The 19804-nt window shown below is 62.3% G+C and carries 17 protein-coding genes and 1 tRNA gene; 13 read left to right on the plus strand and 5 right to left on the minus strand.

Features of this window, described 5'->3' with window-relative positions; genetic code table 11:
• Window positions 1–5: 5 nt before the first annotated feature.
• Window positions 6–641, minus strand: coding sequence for a peptidylprolyl isomerase (locus FHS75_RS08950; RefSeq protein ID WP_179407321.1), 636 nt, complete (start codon window positions 639–641; stop codon window positions 6–8).
• 44 nt (window positions 642–685) lie between these two features.
• Entirely contained in the window at window positions 686–1378 is a 693-nt protein-coding gene (locus FHS75_RS08955; RefSeq protein WP_179407322.1) for a GcrA family cell cycle regulator, read from the minus strand.
• 77 nt (window positions 1379–1455) lie between these two features.
• On the opposite strand from FHS75_RS08955, the gene FHS75_RS08960 reads away from it, so the two are divergent.
• Complete coding sequence (locus FHS75_RS08960) at window positions 1456–2337, plus strand: ABC transporter permease (protein WP_179407323.1); 882 nt, start codon at window positions 1456–1458, stop codon at window positions 2335–2337.
• Window positions 2338–2367: 30 nt separating this feature from the next.
• On the opposite strand, the gene hspQ is transcribed toward FHS75_RS08960, so the two are convergent.
• Window positions 2368–2748 (minus strand): heat shock protein HspQ, encoded by a 381-nt coding sequence (hspQ, locus tag FHS75_RS08965; RefSeq protein ID WP_179407324.1) that lies wholly within the window; start codon window positions 2746–2748, stop codon window positions 2368–2370.
• 159 nt (window positions 2749–2907) lie between these two features.
• Here hspQ and FHS75_RS08970 point away from each other — a divergent pair.
• The 12 genes from FHS75_RS08970 (at window position 2908) to FHS75_RS09025 (ending at window position 17846) form a co-directional block, all read left to right on the plus strand.
• Window positions 2908–2997 (plus strand) — tRNA-Ser (locus tag FHS75_RS08970).
• Window positions 2998–3321: 324 nt separating this feature from the next.
• Complete coding sequence (locus tag FHS75_RS08975; RefSeq protein ID WP_179407451.1) at window positions 3322–3903, plus strand: ANTAR domain-containing response regulator; 582 nt, start codon at window positions 3322–3324, stop codon at window positions 3901–3903.
• A gap of 1 nt (window position 3904) precedes the next feature.
• Entirely contained in the window at window positions 3905–5113 is a 1209-nt protein-coding gene (locus FHS75_RS08980; protein ID WP_179407325.1) for an ABC transporter substrate-binding protein, read from the plus strand.
• Between the two features lie 224 nt (window positions 5114–5337).
• Entirely contained in the window at window positions 5338–6765 is a 1428-nt protein-coding gene (locus tag FHS75_RS08985) for a CmpA/NrtA family ABC transporter substrate-binding protein (protein ID WP_179407326.1), read from the plus strand.
• A 32-nt stretch (window positions 6766–6797) separates the two neighbouring features.
• A complete protein-coding gene (locus tag FHS75_RS08990) occupies window positions 6798–7844 on the plus strand; it encodes an ABC transporter permease (protein ID WP_179407327.1) in 1047 nt (348 codons plus the stop codon).
• Window positions 7845–7874: 30 nt separating this feature from the next.
• Complete coding sequence (locus FHS75_RS08995; protein WP_179407328.1) at window positions 7875–9554, plus strand: ABC transporter ATP-binding protein; 1680 nt, start codon at window positions 7875–7877, stop codon at window positions 9552–9554.
• Between the two features lie 176 nt (window positions 9555–9730).
• Complete coding sequence (locus FHS75_RS09000) at window positions 9731–10960, plus strand: alginate export family protein (RefSeq protein ID WP_179407329.1); 1230 nt, start codon at window positions 9731–9733, stop codon at window positions 10958–10960.
• Between the two features lie 286 nt (window positions 10961–11246).
• Window positions 11247–13736, plus strand: coding sequence for a nitrite reductase large subunit NirB (gene nirB / locus FHS75_RS09005; RefSeq protein WP_179407452.1), 2490 nt, complete (start codon window positions 11247–11249; stop codon window positions 13734–13736).
• The gene (gene nirD, locus FHS75_RS09010) at window positions 13736–14104 is read left to right on the plus strand and encodes a nitrite reductase small subunit NirD (protein WP_179407453.1); all 369 of its coding nucleotides are present in this window, start codon (window positions 13736–13738) and stop codon (window positions 14102–14104) included. The genes nirB and nirD overlap by 1 nt, the downstream gene beginning before the upstream one ends.
• Before the next feature lie 4 nt (window positions 14105–14108).
• Window positions 14109–16682 (plus strand): nitrate reductase, encoded by a 2574-nt coding sequence (locus tag FHS75_RS09015; protein WP_179407330.1) that lies wholly within the window; start codon window positions 14109–14111, stop codon window positions 16680–16682.
• A gap of 37 nt (window positions 16683–16719) precedes the next feature.
• Window positions 16720–17502, plus strand: coding sequence for a uroporphyrinogen-III C-methyltransferase (gene cobA, locus FHS75_RS09020; protein WP_179407331.1), 783 nt, complete (start codon window positions 16720–16722; stop codon window positions 17500–17502).
• Window positions 17503–17591: 89 nt separating this feature from the next.
• Window positions 17592–17846: a hypothetical protein gene (locus FHS75_RS09025; protein ID WP_179407332.1), complete on the plus strand. Its 255-nt coding sequence runs from the start codon at window positions 17592–17594 to the stop codon at window positions 17844–17846.
• Between the two features lie 70 nt (window positions 17847–17916).
• Here FHS75_RS09025 and FHS75_RS09030 read toward each other — a convergent pair whose 3' ends face one another.
• Together FHS75_RS09030 and FHS75_RS09035 are read right to left on the minus strand one after the other, a co-directional pair.
• Window positions 17917–19230 carry an MFS transporter gene (locus FHS75_RS09030; protein WP_179407333.1) on the minus strand — a complete coding sequence of 438 codons (1314 nt, stop codon included), beginning with the start codon at window positions 19228–19230 and terminating at the stop codon, window positions 17917–17919.
• 142 nt (window positions 19231–19372) lie between these two features.
• On the minus strand, window positions 19373–19573 hold the full coding sequence (locus FHS75_RS09035) for a hypothetical protein (protein WP_179407334.1): 201 nt from the start codon (window positions 19571–19573) through the stop codon (window positions 19373–19375).
• Window positions 19574–19804 lie beyond the last annotated feature (231 nt).

Raw genomic sequence — 19804 nt, forward strand, 5'->3', positions numbered from 1 at the left:
AAGCGCTATTCGGCCTCGATCCGGCGCACGCTGACGATCTCGACCGGGTCCTCGATCATCTGGCCTTTCATCACGCCCACCCCCTTCGTCTGCGAGAGCGGCACGTCGTAGATGGCGTTGACCACGTCCATTCCCTCGACCACTTGGCCGAATGCCGCGAAGCCGAGGTTGTTCGAAGCCTCGTCGGCATCGAGCCCGGTCATGTTCGAGGTCATGATCGTGAAGTCGCCGGTCGCTGTCCCCGGATCGTACCGCGCCATCGAGATCGTGCCGGTCGTGTGGCTCAGACCCGTCTGCGATGTCGGCTCGTGCGCGATGGGAGGCAGGACCCGCTTCGGCGCATTCTGCGTGCCGCCCTGGATCAGTCCGGCGCGTTCGCCCCAGGGCATGCGCATGACCCGGTAGAACTCGGTCCCGTCGAAACGCTTCTCGTCCACGTACTTGAGGAAATTCGCGGTCGTCACCGGAGCGCGGCCTTCGTCCAGCTCGAGCACGATCGTACCGAGCCCTGTTTCCATAGCGACGCGGACGGTCTGCTCGACCTCCGCCTCGTCCGCCGGAAGGGGATCGGGCGGAGGCGGCGTGGCCGCCGTCAGCAGGAAGAGGACGGGAGCGGCGGCAAGGGCGAATCGCTTGAGCATGGGCCGATCATGGCCAAAGCCCGGGCGATGCGCCAGATGCCGCGTCAGCGAACTCGCGGGCCGCCGAACGGAAGCGGCGGAGGCGGACGGCGCGCACCACGCGGAAGCTGCGCCTGGAACGCCCGGCCGCAATGCTCGACGCAGTAGGGGAAGCCGGGGTTCACCTTCTCGCCGCAGAAGTGGAAATCGGGTTCGCCGGGGTGCCCCATCGGCCAGCGGCAGATACGGTCGTTGAGATCGAGCAGGCTCGTCTTGTCGGCGATTTCCGGGCTGGGCTTGGCAGGGACGAGGCGGCGCGGCGGTGCGGGCGGGATCGGTGCCTGCTGGTCGCCCGGTCCCTGGCGAAGGAAGCCGCCGGGGCCGACCGAGACGATCCGCGGCTGCTCCTCTGCCGGCTTCTGCTCCGGCTGCGGGGCAGGCTCCGAGGGCGCGGCCTTCGGTTCGGCGGCGGCGGGAGCCGGGGAGGGTGCGGGCGATGCCTGCGGAGTCGGCTTCTGCGGCTCGGCCTTGGCGGCGGGCTTGGGTGCCGGCGATGCCTTCTTCTTCGCGGACTTGGGCTTTTCGGCCTTGTCTCCCGCCTTGACCGGCGAGGGGCGAGCCTTGAGGCCGAGGCGGTGCGCCTTGCCGATAACGGCGTTACGGCTGACGCCGCCAAGCTCGTCGGCAATCTGGCTGGCGGTCGCGCCGCCTTCCCACATCTTCTTGAGTTGCTCGATGCGTTCGTCGGTCCAGCTCATCAATTATCCATTCGTCAAAGTCGGCGCCCGGTGCGCCGGTCTTGCCACGGCAAGCGGCAGCCGATAGTCGCCGCGCCATGGCCGATCAATCCTTAACGTCCGACGACTTGCGAAACCCCGCATCGCATTCCGGGGAGCGCAGGTTTCCGGCGCAGGGAGAGCCCGTGATCCACCAGGTCAACTGGGTGGGCTTGCGAACGCTCTATATTAAGGAAGTACGGCGGTTCTTCAAGGTTCAGACGCAAACGATCTGGGCTCCCGCGATCACCACGCTCCTGTTCCTCGTGATCTTCAGTCTCGCACTGGGACGAGGCGGGCGCGAAGTGCTCGGCGTCAACTTCGCGACTTTCGTCGCGCCCGGCCTGATCGTCATGGGCATGATGCAGAACGCGTTCGCCAACGCCAGCTTCTCTTTCCTTGCCGGGAAGATCCAGGGCACGATCATCGATTTCCTGATGCCGCCGCTGTCGGAAGGCGAACTGATGGCGGCGATGACCGCCGCCGCGGTCACTCGCGCGATCCTCGTCGGCCTTGCGCTCTACCTTGCCATGCTGCTCTGGCCGGGCGTCGACCTGTCGCTGGCCCACCCGTGGGCAGTGGCGTGGTTCGGCCTGATGGGAGCGATATTCCTGGCGATGCTGGGGTTGCTGTCCTCGATCTGGGCGGAGAAGTTCGATCACAACGCGGCGATCACCAATTTCATCATCGCGCCGCTCTCGCTGCTGTCGGGCACGTTCTACGTGATCGACAACCTCTCGCCCGTGTTCCAGGCGATCAGCCGCGCCAACCCGTTCTTCTACATTATCTCGGGATTTCGCTTCGGCTTCCTCGGAGAAAGCGACATCGGCAATACCAATACCGCGGTGCTGCACGCCGCGATCGGCATATTCGTGCTGAACCTGCTGATTGCTCTCGTGACTTACGCGGTGCTGCGGTCGGGCTGGAAGCTCAAGAGCTGAGCGCCCCCGCCGCACTCTGCGAGGTCGCGATCAGTGCGTCAGGCCCAGCCTCAGGCGATAGCGCCCGCTGTCGTATTCCTCGAACAGCTGGTCGAGCGAGGGATGCTCGACCGGACCGGCTTCCCCGTCCTCGAGCAGGTTCTGCTGGCTGACGTAGGCGACATAGCTCGAATCGCCGCTCTCGGCGAGCAGGTGGTAATAGGGTTGCTCGCGGCTCGGCCGGACGTCCACGGGGATCGACTGATACCATTCCTCGCTGTTCGCGAAGACCGGATCGATGTCGAAGACGACCCCGCGAAAGTCGTGATTGCGGTGGCGGACGACGTCGCCGATGGCGAAGCGGGCCCTCGTCTGGCGGGGGGCATCGATCACCCGCCCGGCCTGAGGAGAATAGAAGGTCGCACGGTTCATGACCCCAGATATAGGCCTTTGAGGACGCACGAACAAGCGAGCGTGCCCTTTCGTCCCCCGAAATGGCGCTTGCAGGGGCTTGGCAAACGCATCGCTCTCCGCTAACCGCCGCGCTTCGTCGACCGGGGTGGTCCCTCGAACCGCCCCTCGCGCTTCTGCGGAGAGGTGCCGGAGTGGTCGAACGGGGCGGTCTCGAAAACCGTTGTGCCCTTACGGGTACCGAGGGTTCGAATCCCTCCCTCTCCGCCATTGATAAGCCAATGATGACGAACAAATTTTCTCGCGGCTCGGAAGGGTGCGATCCAGCGGCGCTTGGCCGCCTTCTGGCCGCTTTTCCCTTTCGGGCGGTGACATGTCGGCAAGGTCTAGGTGAGGGCACCCGCGAGGCGCGATGAACACCTGCGGGTTGCGCGCCTGTCAGGCAGCCACCTGCCATTCGTCCAAGGTCAGATATTGTCGGGCAGGGTGGTCCAAAGCGGATCGCAGTCGGTGAACGTTGCCAATGTGCTGCAGATCGAGGACCTAGCCCTGCGCAGGGATTGCATCGGCCTTGCTGCAGTGCAATATAAGCTGATGCGCATTGCCATTGTCGATGAGAGCGCCGCGCGCGCAACGATCATTGAGGAAGGCTTGGCCAATGTCGACGATTGCGAAATATTCGTTGTCAACGAGCGGCGCGGTCTGGTGGCGCGGATCGAGGACATCGCGCCCGACATCGTCCTGATGGATCTAGGAAATCCGTCGCGCGACGTACTGGAGGAGTATTTTGCGGTCAGTCGGGCGCTTGCGCGGCCGATCGCGATGTTCGTGGACGATTCGGACGACGAGGCCCTCGTCGCCTCGGTAGAGGCAGGGGTTTCCTCGTACGTCGTGGATGGCCTTTCGCCCAACCGGATCCGGCCCATCCTTGACCTTGCGATCACGCGCTTCAATGCCTTTTCGCGCCTGCAGAGCGACCTTGCGGAAGCGAAAGGCAAGCTTGCTGAGCGCGAGATGATCGACAAGGCGAAGCGCATTCTCATGACGTCACGCGGGCTACCCGAACCCAAGGCCTACGCCGAGCTTCGCAGTACCGCGATGAATAAGGGCAAGCGCATCGTCGACATCGCGGAAGCGATCGTCACCGCACAGAAACTCTTGGAGGGGGGAGCATGAAGTGCCCGACGAACTGACCATCGGTTTCCTGCCGCTCGTCGATGCCTGTTTGCCTATCCTTGCCCACGAGCACGGGTTCGCCGAGGAAGAAGGGCTGTCGCTTCGGCTCGTCAAGGATGCGACGTGGGCAACGGTCCTCGATCGTCTGCTTTACGGGCATAGCGACGCGGCCCACATGGTCGCGCCCCTGGCGATTGCTGCCACTTTGGGCCGAGGTCGACCCGCGCAGCCGATTTCCGTTCCATTCGTGCTCGGGCTGAATGGAAATGCGGTCACCCTGCACCCTGAACTGGCGCGCGAGGTACGACCAGAACCGGAAATGGGCGATCCGGCAGAGACGGGCGCGCGATTGCGCTCGATCGCGATGCGCAGGTCCAATGCAGGCGATCCCGTGCGGTTCGGTGTCGTACACCGCTATTCGAGCCACAACTACATGTTACGGTACTGGCTGGCCGCTTGCGGGATCAGGCCGGACCGGGACGTCATCATTTCGACCATTCCGCCGCCGTTTTGCGCCGATGCGCTTGCTGCCGGGGAAGTCGATGGCATCTGCGTGGGAGAGCCCTGGAACAGCGTCGCGGTTGAGCGGGGAGCGGGCGAGATCGTGCTTGCGACTGCGCAGATTTGGCGGCGTGGAGTGGAAAAGGTACTCGCATTGCGGGAAGAGGTGCTGGAGGAAAAGCTCGATAGCGTTCAGCGTCTGATCCGCGCCCTGTGTCGCGCCGCATCGCATTTCGTCGATCCGGTCCACTGGGAGCGCAATGCAGCCATCCTCGCGCGGCCGGAGTATCTCGACGGGCACGAAGGCCTGATCCGCCGGGCCATATCGGACCGGTTGCTACTCGCCCGGGGAGGCAGCCTCATCACCTATCCCGACCTGATGTTCCAGTATCGCGAGGCCGCGAACTTTCCGTGGGTGAGCCAGGCCGAGTGGCTCTACACGCAAATGGCGCGTTGGGACGGCACTCCGTTCGATCCGGCCGAGGCCGCGAAGGCGGCACGGGTTTTCAGGCCCGACGTGTATCGCAATGCACTCGTCGGGACCGGGGAACCGCTACCCGGAGCCAGCTCGAAGGTAGAGGGCAGCTTGGGATCGGCCACCGCAGTGACGACACAGCAAGGCAACATGACACTGGAATCAAACCGCTTTTTCGACGGCATGATTTTCGATCCTCACCATTCGAAAGAATACCTCGAATCCCTGCCATGATCAAAAAATCATGCCGCATTGCAAAAAAGGGCTTTGCGTTTAGCGAGCGAATCGCTTAATCAGGCTGCATCGCAACCGGTTGGGCCCCAAGGGTGGGATGCCCGGACGCCGGACTGCGAAACTTCTGCAATCAGTGGCAACGTCGCCGCCCGTCAGGTCCTCTCCGGGACCCTGTCGAGGCGGTTTTTTGCGTTGGCCAGTCGCGAAACGGGGTTGGAAGCAAGATGGTCAAGGATCGGGGTTTCAGGTTCAGCAGGCGCTCGGCGATGGTGGCGCTTCTCGCCAGCTTGGCGCTTGCGGGTTGCGGCAATACCGGCGATGCCGCCACGGCGGAAGCGGCAGGCGCGAATTTTGCGGCAGGTGCGGTGGAGAAACCGGTCCTCAAGTTCGGCTTCATCAAGCTTACCGACATGGCTCCGCTCGCGATCGCCAAGGAGAAGGGCTTCTTTGCGGAAGAGGGCCTCAACGTGACCCTCGAACCCCAGGCGAACTGGAAGGTCTTGCTCGACGGTGTAATCGGCGGGCAGCTTGACGGGGCGCACATGCTTGCCGGGCAGCCCATCGCAGCCACCATCGGCTACGGTACCAAGGCGGATCTGATCGCACCGCTCAGCCTCGACCTCAACGGCAACGCGATCACGGTTTCGAACAAGGTCTGGGAACAGGTCAAGCCCAACCTGCCAATGGAAGGTGGCAAGCCGAAGCACCCGATCAGCGCTTCCGTGCTCCAGCCCGTGGTTGCAAGCTTCAAGCAACAGGGCAAGCCATTCAACATGGGCATGGTCTTCCCGGTTTCGACGCACAATTACGAATTGCGCTACTGGCTCGCGGCAGGCGGCCTCAACCCCGGCTACTACACGCCCGGCGACGTCGGTGGCACGGTAGACGCAGACGTGCAGCTTTCGGTGACGCCGCCGCCACAGATGCCGGCGACGCTCGAAGCGGGAACGATCGAGGGGTATTGCGTCGGCGAGCCATGGAACCAGGCGGCCGTCCAGAAAAAGATCGGTGTCCCGATCATCACCGACGACGAAATCTGGAACGACAATCCCGAAAAGGTCTTCGGCCTGCGCAAGGATTTCGCGGACAAGTACCCGGCCACCACGGCTGCCATGCTGCGCGCAATCATCAAGGCCCAGCAGTGGCTGGATGCCGACAACGGCGCCAACCGGGTGGAGGCGGTCAAGATCCTGTCGCAGCCGAACTACGTCGGTGCGGACGAGGAAGTGATCGCCGCCTCCATGACTGGCAAGTTCACCTTCGAACCCGGAGACACGCGCGATGCGCCTGGCTTCAACATCTTCTTCGACAAGTACGCCGGCTATCCGTACTACTCCGATGCAATCTGGTACCTCACGCAGATGCGCCGCTGGGGCCAGATTCCGGAAGACCATCCCGACCAGTGGTACTTCGAGCGGGCAAAGGCCGTGTATCGCCCCGATCTTTACCTGACGGCAGCCAATGCCCTCGTCGAGGCGGGTACGATCCCGGCGGATTCGGTCCCCAAGACGGATGGTTATCGCGGCGAGCAGTCGGGCTTCATCGACGGCATCACCTATAATGGCAAGCAGCCCAACGCCTACCTGGCGAAATTCAAGATCGGCCTGAAGAAGGGTCAGAAAGTTTCGGCGTCCGGCGTGACCGGCAGCTGAATTCAGCGGACACGAAAGCAAGGAGACGTCCCATGGCCACCGCTTATGCAGATCTCGCGGGTTCTGGCGAGACTTGCCAGGATCGCCGCACGATGCCGGAAACCGGGACTGAAGCGACAGGGAGCGAAGGCGCGGTGCGCTCATCACCGGTCCCGCCCGTCTTCAACATGCGGGCAATCACCTCCAAGTTCGGATTGAGCCTGGCAGCACCGATCCTCGGTGTCGTCGCATTCCTGATGGCCTGGGGCGTTCTGGCTCCGCAGGTCGATACTTCGCTCGGGGCGTTGCCGGGGCCGGGCGAGGTGGCCGAGCAGGGTGTAGCCCTGTTCGAGGAATGGCAGGCCGCCAAGCAGTCCGAAGCCGATTTCTATTCAGCACAGGATGCCCGCATTGCAGCCGGAACGCAGCCACAGGCCTTCGACTATGCCGGACCGCCGACCTTCCTCGACCAGATCGTGACCTCGCTTCAGACCGTGGCGCTGGGTTTCGCCCTTGCCAGCATCGTGGCCGTACCGATCGGTCTCGCCGCGGGCCTTTCACCGCTCTTCAATGCCGCGATCAACCCGCTCGTGCAGATCATGAAGCCGGTCAGCCCGCTTGCCTGGCTGCCCATCGTGACGATGGTCGTGTCCGCCACGATTACCAGCGCCGATCCGACCCTGGCCAAGAGTTTCGTGATCTCGGCGATTGTGGTGATGCTCTGCTCGCTCTGGCCGACGTTGATCAACACCGCCGTGGGAACGGCTTCGATCGACAAGGATTTGCTCGCGGTCGGTCGGGTCCTCAAGCTGGGCACGTTCGCGAAGCTTACCAAGCTCGTGCTGCCCAGCGCGCTTCCCTACATCTTCACCGGCATGCGACTGTCGCTGGGCGTGGGCTGGATGGTGCTGATCGCGGCCGAGATGCTCGCTCAGAATCCCGGCCTTGGAAAGTTCGTCTGGGACGAGTTCCAGAACGGCAGCTCGCAGTCGCTCGCGCGGATCATGTTCGCGGTCATCGTGATCGGCCTCATCGGTTTCCTGCTCGATCGCCTCATGATGGGCGTGGAGAGGTTTGCCGGTCGCAACCGCACTGTCTGAACGGCAATTACGAACGCAGGGAACATATTCATGGCAACGATCCTCTCCATCAAGGGCGTGACCAAGAGCTACAAGGGCCAGACCGGCGGCGTGACGCAAGTTCTCGACGGCATCGACCTGGACGTGGAGGAAGGCGAATTCATCGCGATCCTAGGCTTCTCGGGTGCGGGCAAGACCACGCTGATCTCCTCGGTCGCCGGGCTGGTCGAGCCGGACGCCGGAGAGATCCTGCTGCACGGAAAGCCGATCGAAGGTCCCGGAAAGGAGCGTGGCCTGGTTTTCCAGTCCTATTCGCTTTTCCCCTGGCTGGCTGTCGAGAAGAACGTCGCGATGGCGGTGGATGCGGTGCACAAGGACCGCACGCCGGCCCAGCGCGCAGAACTGGTGAGGCAGAAAGTCGAGCTTGTAGGGCTCGGTCATGCCATGGACCGCAAGCCCGCGCAGCTTTCTGGTGGCATGCGACAGCGCGTCTCGGTGGCGAGGGCACTTGCGATGGAGCCCGAAATACTGCTCCTCGACGAGCCGCTTTCGGCTCTCGACGCGCTAACCCGGGCCAAGCTGCAGGACGAGATCGAGCGCATCCGCAAGGAAGAGAAGCGCACGATCATCCTTGTGACCAACGACGTCGACGAGGCACTCCTGCTGGCGGATCGGGTGGCCATCCTGACGCCGGCCCCGGCAGCGCGGATCGGGCGGGTCTTCGATGTCGACGTTCCACGTCCACGCGATCGGGAGGCAGTAAACGACGATCGGCATTTCCAGTCGCTCCGCCGCGAGATCGTCGGCTATCTCGGCAAGCTGAACGAGCAGGGTTCGACCGTAGGCGAGAGCGCGACGGAGCTTCCCAAAGTCACTCCGCTCGACCTGGCGCCCCCGCCCAAGGCCTATCGCGAGGCGGGCCAGTCTCCGGTCGAGACACGCTATCTGGAGTTCTTCAAGCTCTCGAAAGTCTATCCTACGCCGAAGGGGCCGCTGACGGTGGTCGAGGACTTCAACCTCCTGATGGACAAGGGGGAATTCGTTTCACTCATCGGCCACTCCGGATGCGGCAAGTCGACGGTTTTGACGATGGCGGCAGGCCTTAACGAGATCAGCGGCGGCGGAATCGTGCTGAACAATCGCGAAATCGCCAGGGCAGGTCCGGACAAGGCGGTGGTATTCCAGGCTCCGAGCCTGATGCCCTGGCTTACCGCACGGCAGAACGTCGAGCTGGGAGTGGAGCGCGTCTATCCGCATGCACCGAAGGGCGAACGCCGCGATATCGTCGATTACTACCTCGATCGCGTTGGGCTGGGCGATGCCAAGGAAAAGCTTGCCGCAGAAATGTCGAACGGGATGCGCCAGCGCGTCGGCATTGCGCGCGCGTTCGCCCTCAGTCCGCGACTGCTGCTGCTGGACGAGCCATTCGGCATGCTCGACAGTCTGACGCGCTGGGACCTCCAGGATGTGCTCGTCGAGACCTGGAACCGCACGAAGGTGACTGCGATCATGGTGACCCATGACGTGGACGAGGCAATTCTGCTCGCCGACCGGGTGGTGATGATGACCAACGGTCCGAATGCCACGATCGGCAAGATTCTGAAGGTAGACCTGCCGCGACCGCGCAACCGCAAGACGCTTCTCGAGGATGCGAGGTTTTACCAGTATCGCCAGGAGGTCCTGCATTTCCTTGCGGAATACGATCACGGTCCAGCCGCGAAGGCTGCCTGACGCAACAGCGCAGGGTCCGCGAACGGGCCCCTGGCGGACAAGGGGGTCCGCCGGCAAAGCGCAAGAACGACCCCGCCGGGGGGTGGGAACATCCGGGAAAACCCGACGGGCAATGGCGCCTGTCTTCGATCCAATCGCATCGCAGCCAGCAACGGCTGCAGTCGGAGACTTTGCGCATGAAAACCGTACTTTCGCTTTCTGCTCTCGCTGCTTCCCTGGCCCTCGCGGCACCCGCCGCCGCCAAGGCGGGCGATCCGGTGCAGGTGAACGACACGCTCACCATCGACCCGATCATAGACGGCCGGGTCCGCTACGAAGGGGTCGACCAGGACAATGCGGCTGGCGATGCCGACGCATTCACGGTGCGGATGAGAGCCGGCGCGGAAGTCTCGGTCGACGGTTTTTCGGTGCTTGCCGAGGCCGAAGCCACGCTTGCGCTTTCAAACAACTACAATGACACCATCCCCGGCAACAACGGGTACCTCGGCGCAGAGCCCTATTCGGTCGTCGCCGATCCGGAGAGCGTCGAACTCAATCGACTCCAGGCGGGCTACAAGGCAGGCGGATTGGGCCTGACGGTCGGGCGCCAGCGGATCATTTACGATAACGCCCGCTTCGTCGGTAACGTTGGCTGGCGGCAGAACGAGCAGACCTTCGATGCCATTCGGGGCGAGGCGAAGTTCGGCCCGGTCGCATTCGACGCGACCTATGCGATTTCGCAGCGCACCATCTTCGGCAGCGAAAGCCCCAACGAGCGATTCAAGGGAGACATCGTGCTGCTTAACGCGGGTCTCGCCAAGGACTGGTACAAGTTGAAAGGCTTTGCATACCTCATCGGCTACGACGACCGGATCGCCTTCTCGAGCAAGACATTCGGTGTCCTTGCGAACGCTTCTGTACCGCTCGGCTCGTCCTTCAAGGTCGACATTCAGGCGAGTTACGCAAGACAAAGCGACTACAAGGACAATCCGGTCGATTATTCCGCCGACTATATCCAGGCGGAACTCGGAGCGTCGATCGCGGGCTTCGGTGTCAAGGCCGGGTACGAGGAATTGGGCAGCGACGATGGCGTCGCCGCCTTTCAGACCCCGCTCGCCACGCTTCATGCCTTCAACGGCTGGGCCGACCTGTTTCTGACGACACCGACTGCCGGTCTGCGCGATTACTATGCTTCCGTGGGCAAGACCCTTGGCGATGCAGGCCCGCTCAAGGGCCTGAAGGCAGCGGTCGTCTATCATAAGTTCGAGAGCGACGTCGGCGGCCTCGACTACGGTTCGGAATGGGATGCGAACCTCGGATTCAAGCTCGGGAACTACGGCATCCTCTTTAAATATGCTCGTTACGACGCCGAGGACTTTGCGGTCGATACCGAGAAGTTCTGGGTTCAGGTCGAGTTTTCGTACTGATCCCGTGTTGTGAAGGCAGGCGCAATCCCCAATCTTGGACCGGCGCCCGCCACGCCCTCCTCGAAATCTACGCTGCAACGCAAAAACGGCTTGTCGCGGAGACTTCGGGCGGGTACATCAGGTGAAGGCAACCGTGCGCCGTCCGACGCTGGACGATCGAGCGCCTGGCCTTCAAGTTTAAGTCATACGCGTGGCAATGGAGCCGCCCGTGCATTCCCGCAAGGAATGCTCGTGGCGGCTTTTTCATTGTGCGTGTCGCAGACGGAGTCGTGACGTGAATGCACCCATGAGCATCAAGGGCCGGAGCAGCCCGGCACGAGGTCGGGAGAGGCTCGTAGTCATTGGCAACGGAATGGCAGGGTGCCGAGCGGTCGAGGAAATACTGGCCCGCGCACCCGACCGCTACGACATCACGATCTTCGGCGCGGAGCCGCGCGTGAACTACAACCGGATCATGCTTTCGCCCGTGTTGGCGGGCGAAAAGCGGTTCGAGGAAATCGTCATCAATCCGCAGGAGTGGTACGATGACAACGCGATCACGCTCGTTTGGGGCGATCGGGTCGACTATATCGATCGCGAGCACAAAAGCGTCGTCGCTCGATCCGGCCGGGTCGAACCCTATGACCGGTTGCTGATCGCCACAGGATCCGACCCCTTCATCATTCCCGTTCCAGGCCATGATCTCGACGGCGTGGTCACCTTTCGCGATCTCGACGATGTCGACAGGATGCTCGCCGCCGCCGAAACGGGCGGCGACGCGGTGGTGATCGGCGGTGGCCTTCTCGGACTGGAGGCGGCGCATGGCCTCTCGCTCCGCGGGATGAAGGTCACCGTCGTTCATCTCATGCCCACGCTCATGGAGCGCCAGCTCGACGAAGCGGCCGGCTGGCTGCTCAGGAAAGAGCTTGAAGGCCGGGGGCAGACCATCCTGACCGGCGCCAACACGAAACATATCCACGGCGTCGACGGGAGGGTCGTCGGGATCGAGCTTGAAGACGGTACGCGCGTCAAGGCGGACATCGTGGTGATGGCTGCCGGCATCAGGCCCGCGACCGGACTCGCCAAGGCAGCGGGCCTCGACGTCGAGCGCGGCATCCTCGTCGACGATCACATGGTAACGTCCGATCCGGCGATCCTGGCAGTAGGCGAATGCGTGCAGCACCGCGGTCTTTGCTATGGCCTCGTGGCACCGCTGTGGGACATGTGCCGTTCGCTCGCCGACTTCGCAACCGATGCGCCCACCGGCTACTCAGGGTCGGTTACCTCGACGAAGCTCAAGGTCTCGGGCATCGACCTCTTTTCGGCGGGCGATTTCTCGGGCGGAGAAGGCTGCGAGGACATCGTTCTTCGCGACGCTTCGCGGGGCATTTACAAGCGCATCGTTCTCAAAGACGACCGGATTGTCGGCACGGTTCTCTACGGAGATACAGCGGACGGTAACTGGTATTTCGATCTCATGCGCAGGCAGGAGGACCTCTCGGACATTCGCGAGGGACTCATCTTCGGTCAGGCATTCGCGTCCGGAGGTGCGCTGGCGGACCCTAGTGCGGCCGTTGCGGCGCTCTCCGACGATGCGGAGATCTGCGGCTGCAACGGCGTTTCCAAGGGGACCGTAGTCAAGTGCATCGAAGGTGGGGCTCATTCGCTCGACGCGGTTCGCGCAGGCTGCAAGGCGTCAGCATCGTGCGGATCGTGCACCGGTCTCGTCGAAAGCCTGCTTTCGGTCACCTTGGGGGGTGACGTAGAAAGCGGACCAAAGGCGATGTGCAAGTGCACGAGCTTCACGCATGGCGATGTACGCAGGCAGATCGTCGAGAAGGGCCTGAGAGAAATTCCACAGGTCATGCAGGAACTGCACTGGAGCACACCGGATGGCTGCGCCTCGTGCCGACCTGCGCTCAATTATTATCTGCTGTGCGCCTGGCCGGGCGAATACGTGGACGACCAGAAGAGCCGTTTCGTCAACGAGCGCATGCACGCCAACATTCAGAAAGACGGAACCTACTCGGTCGTCCCGCGAATGTGGGGCGGCATCACCAACCCGCGCGAGCTTCGCGCGATCGCCGATGTGGTCGAGAAATATGACGCCCCGATGGTAAAGGTCACAGGCGGCCAGCGGCTCGATATTTTCGGGATCAGGAAGGAGGACCTGCCCGCGGTCTGGGCCGACCTCAATGCCGCCGGAATGGTTTCGGGCCATGCTTACGGGAAGTCTCTCCGCACGGTGAAAACCTGCGTCGGGTCGGAATGGTGCCGCTTTGGCACGCAGGATTCCACCGGCCTTGGCGTGCAGATCGAACGCATGACGTGGGGCAGCTGGATGCCGCACAAGTTCAAGATCGCGGTTTCGGGATGTCCGCGTAATTGCGCCGAAGCCACGATCAAGGACTTCGGCGTGGTCTGTGTCGATTCCGGCTATGAACTGCATGTCGGCGGAAACGGCGGAATCAAGGTTCGCGCGACCGACCTCCTGTGCAAGGTGGAGAGCGAGCGCGAGGCGCTCGATCACTGTGCCGCATTCATCCAGCTCTACCGCGAAGAAGCATATTACCTCGAACGAACAGCGCCGTGGATCGAGAGAGTCGGACTGGATCACGTCAAGGAGCGGCTGTTCTCAGATCCCGATACCGTGGCGCAGCTCGCCGCGCGGTTCCGCTTTTCGCAGACTTTCATGCAGGACGATCCGTGGGCCAGGCGTGCCGCCGGTGAGCGTTCCGATCTGCACAGCCACATTGCGACCGTTCGTCCGGTTGCTGCCGAAATGGAGAAGGCATGATGTTCGGAGACTGGCTGGATATCGGGCCCGTCACGCAAATCGAGGCCGGGACCGCAAGGACGCTACCCGTCCAGGGTGGTGAGGAAATCGCGGTGTTCCATACCATGCGCGGTGAATTCTTCGCGCTCGTGAATGCTTGCCCGCACAGAAAGGGGCCGTTGAGCCAGGGCATCGTCCATGGCGATGTGGTCACGTGTCCGTTGCACAACTGGACCATTTCCCTGCGTTCGGGCAATGCGCTGGGATCGGATGAAGGTTGCGTGCCGAGCATTCCGCTGAAGGTCGACGCGGGGCGCATCTACCTCAAACGTTCCGCAGTCGTGGCGCCGCGCGCCGGACCGGCCGGAACCGGGGCTCGGGCGGCCTGACCGGGTGAAAGCTATACGCACCACCTGCGCCTATTGCGGCGTTGGCTGCGGAATCACCGCGCGGGTCATCGGCGATCGTTCGGTGTCGATCACAGGCGACCGCGAGCATCCGGCCAATGCCGGTCGGCTCTGTTCGAAAGGGACGCACCTTGGCGAGACGGTGGGTCTGGAGGGACGCCTGCTCCATCCCCGGATAAATGGCAATCGGGTTTCGTGGGAAGCGGCCCTCGATAGCGTAGCCGGCAGGATGGCGGCCTGCATGGAGCAGCACGGCCCCGATAGCGTTGCCTTCTACGTTTCGGGACAACTCCTGACCGAGGACTATTACGCGGCCAACAAGCTGATGAAGGGCTTCATCGGCTCGGGCAACATCGACACCAATTCGCGCCTCTGCATGGCAAGCGCGGTTGCCGCCCAGGTTCGGGCTTTCGGCGAGGATGTGGTCCCGTGTTCCTACGAAGACCTCGACGCGGCCGATCTGATCCTGTTGGTGGGTTCGAACACTGCTTGGTGCCATCCGGTCGTCTGGCAGAGGATCGAAAAAGCGCGCGAGCGAAGGGGCACGAAAATCGTCGTTATAGATCCCCGCCGCACCGAGACCGCCGAGCAGGCCGACCTTCATGTCGCCGTGCCGCCCGATGGCGATGTCGCGCTGTTCAATGCCCTCTTGTACCAGATGAGGTCGCGCGGACTGCTCGACGAGGCTTTTCTCGCAGATAGGGTGGAGGCCGATGCCGACTTCTGGAGTTCCCTTTCACCGGGCCACGGCGTCGATCCAGGCGCGTTTCGCAAGCTCTGCGGCTTGCTCGCAGCGCACCCTCGCACCGTCACGCTTTTCAGCCAGGGTGCCAACCAGTCGATTTGCGGCACTGATAAAGGTAATGCGATCATCAACCTGCATCTCGCTACCGGTCGCATAAACCGGATCGGCGCAGGTCCCTTTTCCATCACCGGCCAGCCGAACGCGATGGGTGGGCGCGAAGTTGGGGGGCTTGCGACCATGCTCGCCTGTCACCTCGGGTTTTCGGCTGACGAGCGCGAAGCGGTTGCGGGTTTCTGGAACGCTCCGACCATCTGTTCCGGACCGGGCCTCAAGGCCGTCGACATGTTCCGCGCGATCCACAGCGGCAAGATCAAGTTTGTCTGGATCATGGCCACCAATCCGGCCGTTTCGCTTCCCGATTCGGGCTTCGTTCGCGAGGCGCTGGCGCGATGTCCCAACGTAGTGGTGTCCGAGGTCATCTCCGATACCGATACCGCCCGCTTCGCGCATGTCCTGCTCCCTGCCCATGCGTGGGGAGAGAAGGACGGCACGGTGACCAATTCCGAGCGCCGCGTCAGCCGCCAGCGAGCTTTTCTTGCGCCGCCGGGCGAGACGCGCGCCGACTGGGAAATCATCGCCGGCGTCGCATCCCGACTGGGTTGGGGCGATGCGTTTTCCTGGCAGCATCCCGCCGACGTTTTCCGGGAATTCGCGGCGATGACTGGCCTTGCCGCCGAACGCGGCAAGGCGCTCGACATCACCGGATACGCCGGGCTCGACCGCAACGGATACGAAGCGCTGGCCCCTTTTCAGTGGGGCGGCGAGCGGCCCCTGGCATCTGGATTTCCGACAGCGGACGGCAGGGCTCGGCTGGTCCCGGTCAAGCCCGCCGGACATGCAACCGGCAAGGACTTCCCGCTTCGCCTCAATACCGCCCGTTACCGCGATCAGTGGCACACAATGACGCGAACCGGGCTTTCCCCCACGCTCTCGCAGCATCGTCCCGAACCGATACTGGAAATCTGCTCCGCCGATGCTGTCCGGGCTGGACTGACGGATCGGGGACTTGTCAAAGTGGAAACGATGTCCGGGGAATCGGTCTTTCGCGTTGGCATTACAGATGCACAGCGCGCGGGCGAAGTGAGCATCCCGATGCACTGGTCCGATGCGATGGCGGGGGAAGGGCGTACCAACCGCCTGCCGTGTCAGGATGTCGATCCTGTCTCCGGACAGCCCGGCTTCAAGAATACGGCCGCCCGGGTCAGTCCGGTCAAACCTGCCTGGCGCGCCTTCATGGCAACTTCCGAGGCGTTCCATCCCGACGGTTTACTTTACTGGTCGCGCAGCCGGGTTTCCGGAGGCTGGCTTTACGAACTTGCCGGAAACGGCCCCATGACACTCGATGAATGGCTGCCGGATGGCGAACAACTCGAGGCGCTGGACAAGGCACGCGGCATGCGACGGATCGCCGTACGCAACGGCGATGGAGCACTCGTTGCCGCTGCGTTCATCACACGAACCGGCGAACTTCCATCCAGGAGATGGATCGCGAGCCAGCTCGGCACACTTGGCGCAAATGCGTCCGAAGTGCTTGCCGGTCGCCCCAGCAAACCGGCTCCCGACCGGGGGCCGATCGTGTGCGTGTGTCATGGCATCGGGGAAAAGGACATCGCAGTGGCCCATGCCGGCGGAGCGCAAAGCGTCACTGAAATCGGCAAGGCCACCTGCGCGGGCACCAATTGCGGCAGTTGCCGGCCTGCACTTGCCATACTTCTCGATCGCTGCGCCGTGCTTGCAGAGGAGGAACTGTCATGACTCTCCCGGTATTGGATCGCTTCGAAGGATCCGGAACATGATTGCGCCGGGCGAAGTCTGGCTCGTTGGCGCCGGGCCGGGCGACCCCGACCTCCTGACGCGCAAGGCAGAGCGACTCATCGCGTCTGCCAGCATCATTTTCCACGATGCCCTTGTCGGACAGGGAATTCTGAATCTGGCCCACCGATGCGCCACGCTGATACATGTCGGGAAACGCTCGGGACGTCATTCGAAAGACCAGAAGACCATCGATCGAATGATCGTAGAGGCGGCGAATGCCGGAGGGAGGGTTGTCCGCCTCAAGGGCGGAGACCCCTCGATATTCGGGCGCGCCACAGAGGAACTGGAGGCATGCCGCCGCGCTGGCATCACGGTTGGAATCTGTCCGGGGATCACTGCGGCAAGCGCGGCAGCGGCGAGTATCGGCGCATCCCTCACACTTCGCGGAATGGCCCGCAAACTGACTTTCGTTACCGCGCATGCACGCGCGGGCGAAAAGCTCGAGATCGACTGGACGACACTCGCCGATCCAGAAGCGACGCTCGCTGTCTACATGGGCAAGTCCGCAGCGGAGGAAGTCGCGGTCCGTCTGCTCGAACACGGCCTTTCCGCCGATACACCCGTGGCACTGGTCGAGAATGCCAGCTTGCCCGACGAGCGGATATTCCATACACGCCTCGACCTTCTCGGACTTACCAGCAAGACCGCCCTGGGTGACGGCCCCGCAATCCTTCTGATCGGACAAGCGCTGGGCTGCTCCCGGCGAAAAGTAGAGAAAAGGCACTCTAACATGTGCGCCGGTTTGCCGCTCACAGCCTGAGCCTTTCCAACGCAGGTCGAGCTGTGGCCGATGGAGAGAAGCTGCGTTCAGACCATCAGCACCGCCACGCCCCCCACCAGGCCGCGAGGATGGAACTTGGCAACGCAGCGAAGCAGAAGATCGGTCGCTATGCCAGCGGCCGCGCCGAGAACAGCCGCCTACCATTCCGACGACGAGAGCGTGCGATGCTCTGGTTCCGGCAGATGAAGTCTTTACAGAATTTCGCTTCAGTCCATGCATCATTGCACAACCACTTCAGCCAGGAACGCCATCTCGCCGAGTGGAAAACCTATAAAGAACGCCGCTTGGCTGCATGGGCCGAGTGGCAGTCTCTCGTTGCCTGACACATCGCTGTCATAGGGATCGCTCCGCCCAATGGAGAGCCTTACACAGAGAACTGACAGCACCGTTGGCTCAGCCAGCGTACATTTGGTGCGCCTGAGCTCGAGCGATATCCTCGCGCAGATAGACCGAGGACAGGACGAACAGGAGCGATGCAGGCAATGCGGTCAGAGATACAAGCGTCAGCGCAATAGCCAGCGCATTGTCTGAATCAAGTGTCCAGCCTGCAATCATATCGCTCAGAATCCCGGTCAGGAACGGTCCTGCCGCGGCACCGAGACCCGCCGTCACTACGATGCACGCGGCCGAAAGGGCTCGGTCGGCGGGGTTCACCACGAGCTGGCCAAGCGCTGCCTGTGGCGGCATCCAGCAATTCAGCAATATCGCACAGATCACCCCTGCCAGGAGAGACAATGACAAAGAGGGCGCCAAGAGAAACTGGGCCATTGCAAATGCTGGTGCGACGCCGACTGCGATAGCGGGGAACCAGCAATACCACCGCTGATCGCGACGCCCGAGAATATCGCTGACAAATCCGCCGCCGATCATTCCCAGAATGCCGCCCACGCCAGCGGTGAGGGCAACAACATAGGAGACCTCCTGGATCGGCAGCGAATAGCTGCGACCGTAGAATGGTGCATTCCAGTTAAGTACTGCATTGAGAGGAATGGCGGCCATGAAGCCTGCCGCCAGTAGTAGCCTGTAGCCGCGCAGCGTCAGCAGGGCGCGCAGCACCTTCATGGTTCCGTCGCCAGGCTCGATTGGCGCACCTGCGGCTTGAGGAGGCTCGGCGCGGGGTGGCTCCTTTAAAAATGCAAGGACAAGTGGCACGACAAGCAGGCCAACGCCGCCGAGAACGAAAAATGTCTGCCGCCAACCAAGCGCTGCACTTAGGACTCCGCTTCCGAAGATGCCTATGAGGCTCCCCAAGGGGAACACCATCTGCCACATGGCAATCGCCCGGCCCCGCTGATGCGGTGGGAAATAGCCGGCGATCAAAGCTTGGCTCGTCGGCGCGCATCCCGCTTCGCCAATCGCTACTCCCATGCGAAGGATCGCAAGGGCCAGGAAACTTTCGGCAAGACCGCAAAGCATGGTAAGCGCGTTCCATGCGATCAGGCAGATGATAATGACCAGCTTGGGCGACCTGCGATCGGACATGCGGGCAATGGGTATCGCCGCCAGCGTGTAGACGAGCGAAAACGAAAGTCCGGTGATCGCCCCAAGCTGTGTATCGGTAAGACCGAGATCCGCCTTGATGGGAACCTGAAGTATAGAAATACTGAGACGATCCATATAGTTCGTCAGCCCGATCAGCATGAGCAGGACTAGCCCGAACCATTTGTAGGACGTCGAAGGCATCACCATCGGTTCTCTCGACTTCATTTTCTCCTCCCCGTTTTACTTATCTCGAAGAACCAGCTGCCTCTGCCCGGGGAGAGCCGTGCCACATGCCAGTCCGCTGTGCCGAACATCGAACCGATCGTGAGGATTCGTTTTCGGTAATGACCTACCAAGCATTCGTCGGTCATGCCCATGCATGGGACATTGCGACATTCCGGGCATTGCGGCTTGGCGGTCGATTGAGGGTCAGCCGCGCGATCCCTTGTTCGATTTTGTCGTACAAAACAGACGGTTCATCGCTCATCTGGAAGCGCTCTATCAGAATGGAAAACATGAACAGCGGATCATAAACTTCCTGGTTCCTGATCCCGGTAAAGTCGCGCACTCGCACTAAGGCAAATCGCGCGTCACCGGAAACGGGTGAAACATTTCCCATATATTTCAGTGTGTTGACCGATCCCCGAAGGCATCTACAGACTTTTTTCGATCCACTTGCTCCATGCAGGATACCTAGCGCAGGAAAAGTTACATGTCATACTTGATATGATTGACGGATCATTTTTTTTTGCGCTTGATGCACTTGCATGGTGCGCAGGTGGATAATGCCTGACGCATT

The sequence above is a fragment of the Novosphingobium marinum genome (assembly GCF_013408095.1).
Lineage (GTDB): Bacteria > Pseudomonadota > Alphaproteobacteria > Sphingomonadales > Sphingomonadaceae > Novosphingobium > Novosphingobium marinum.

What these genes read in the sequence shown, in the direction of transcription:
- FHS75_RS08950 (WP_179407321.1), bottom strand. Translation starts at nt 641, where the DNA reads ATGCTCAAGCGATTCGCCCTTGCCGCCGCTCCCGTCCTCTTCCTGCTG.
- FHS75_RS08955 (WP_179407322.1), bottom strand. Translation starts at nt 1,378, where the DNA reads ATGAGCTGGACCGACGAACGCATCGAGCAACTCAAGAAGATGTGGGAA.
- FHS75_RS08960 (WP_179407323.1), top strand. Translation starts at nt 1,456, where the DNA reads ATGGCCGATCAATCCTTAACGTCCGACGACTTGCGAAACCCCGCATCG.
- hspQ (WP_179407324.1), bottom strand. Translation starts at nt 2,748, where the DNA reads ATGAACCGTGCGACCTTCTATTCTCCTCAGGCCGGGCGGGTGATCGAT.
- FHS75_RS08975 (WP_179407451.1), top strand. Translation starts at nt 3,322, where the DNA reads ATGCGCATTGCCATTGTCGATGAGAGCGCCGCGCGCGCAACGATCATT.
- FHS75_RS08985 (WP_179407326.1), top strand. Translation starts at nt 5,338, where the DNA reads ATGGTCAAGGATCGGGGTTTCAGGTTCAGCAGGCGCTCGGCGATGGTG.
- FHS75_RS08990 (WP_179407327.1), top strand. Translation starts at nt 6,798, where the DNA reads ATGGCCACCGCTTATGCAGATCTCGCGGGTTCTGGCGAGACTTGCCAG.
- FHS75_RS08995 (WP_179407328.1), top strand. Translation starts at nt 7,875, where the DNA reads ATGGCAACGATCCTCTCCATCAAGGGCGTGACCAAGAGCTACAAGGGC.
- FHS75_RS09000 (WP_179407329.1), top strand. Translation starts at nt 9,731, where the DNA reads ATGAAAACCGTACTTTCGCTTTCTGCTCTCGCTGCTTCCCTGGCCCTC.
- nirB (WP_179407452.1), top strand. Translation starts at nt 11,247, where the DNA reads ATGAGCATCAAGGGCCGGAGCAGCCCGGCACGAGGTCGGGAGAGGCTC.
- nirD (WP_179407453.1), top strand. Translation starts at nt 13,736, where the DNA reads ATGTTCGGAGACTGGCTGGATATCGGGCCCGTCACGCAAATCGAGGCC.
- cobA (WP_179407331.1), top strand. Translation starts at nt 16,720, where the DNA reads ATGATTGCGCCGGGCGAAGTCTGGCTCGTTGGCGCCGGGCCGGGCGAC.
- FHS75_RS09025 (WP_179407332.1), top strand. Translation starts at nt 17,592, where the DNA reads ATGGAACTTGGCAACGCAGCGAAGCAGAAGATCGGTCGCTATGCCAGC.
- FHS75_RS09030 (WP_179407333.1), bottom strand. Translation starts at nt 19,230, where the DNA reads ATGAAGTCGAGAGAACCGATGGTGATGCCTTCGACGTCCTACAAATGG.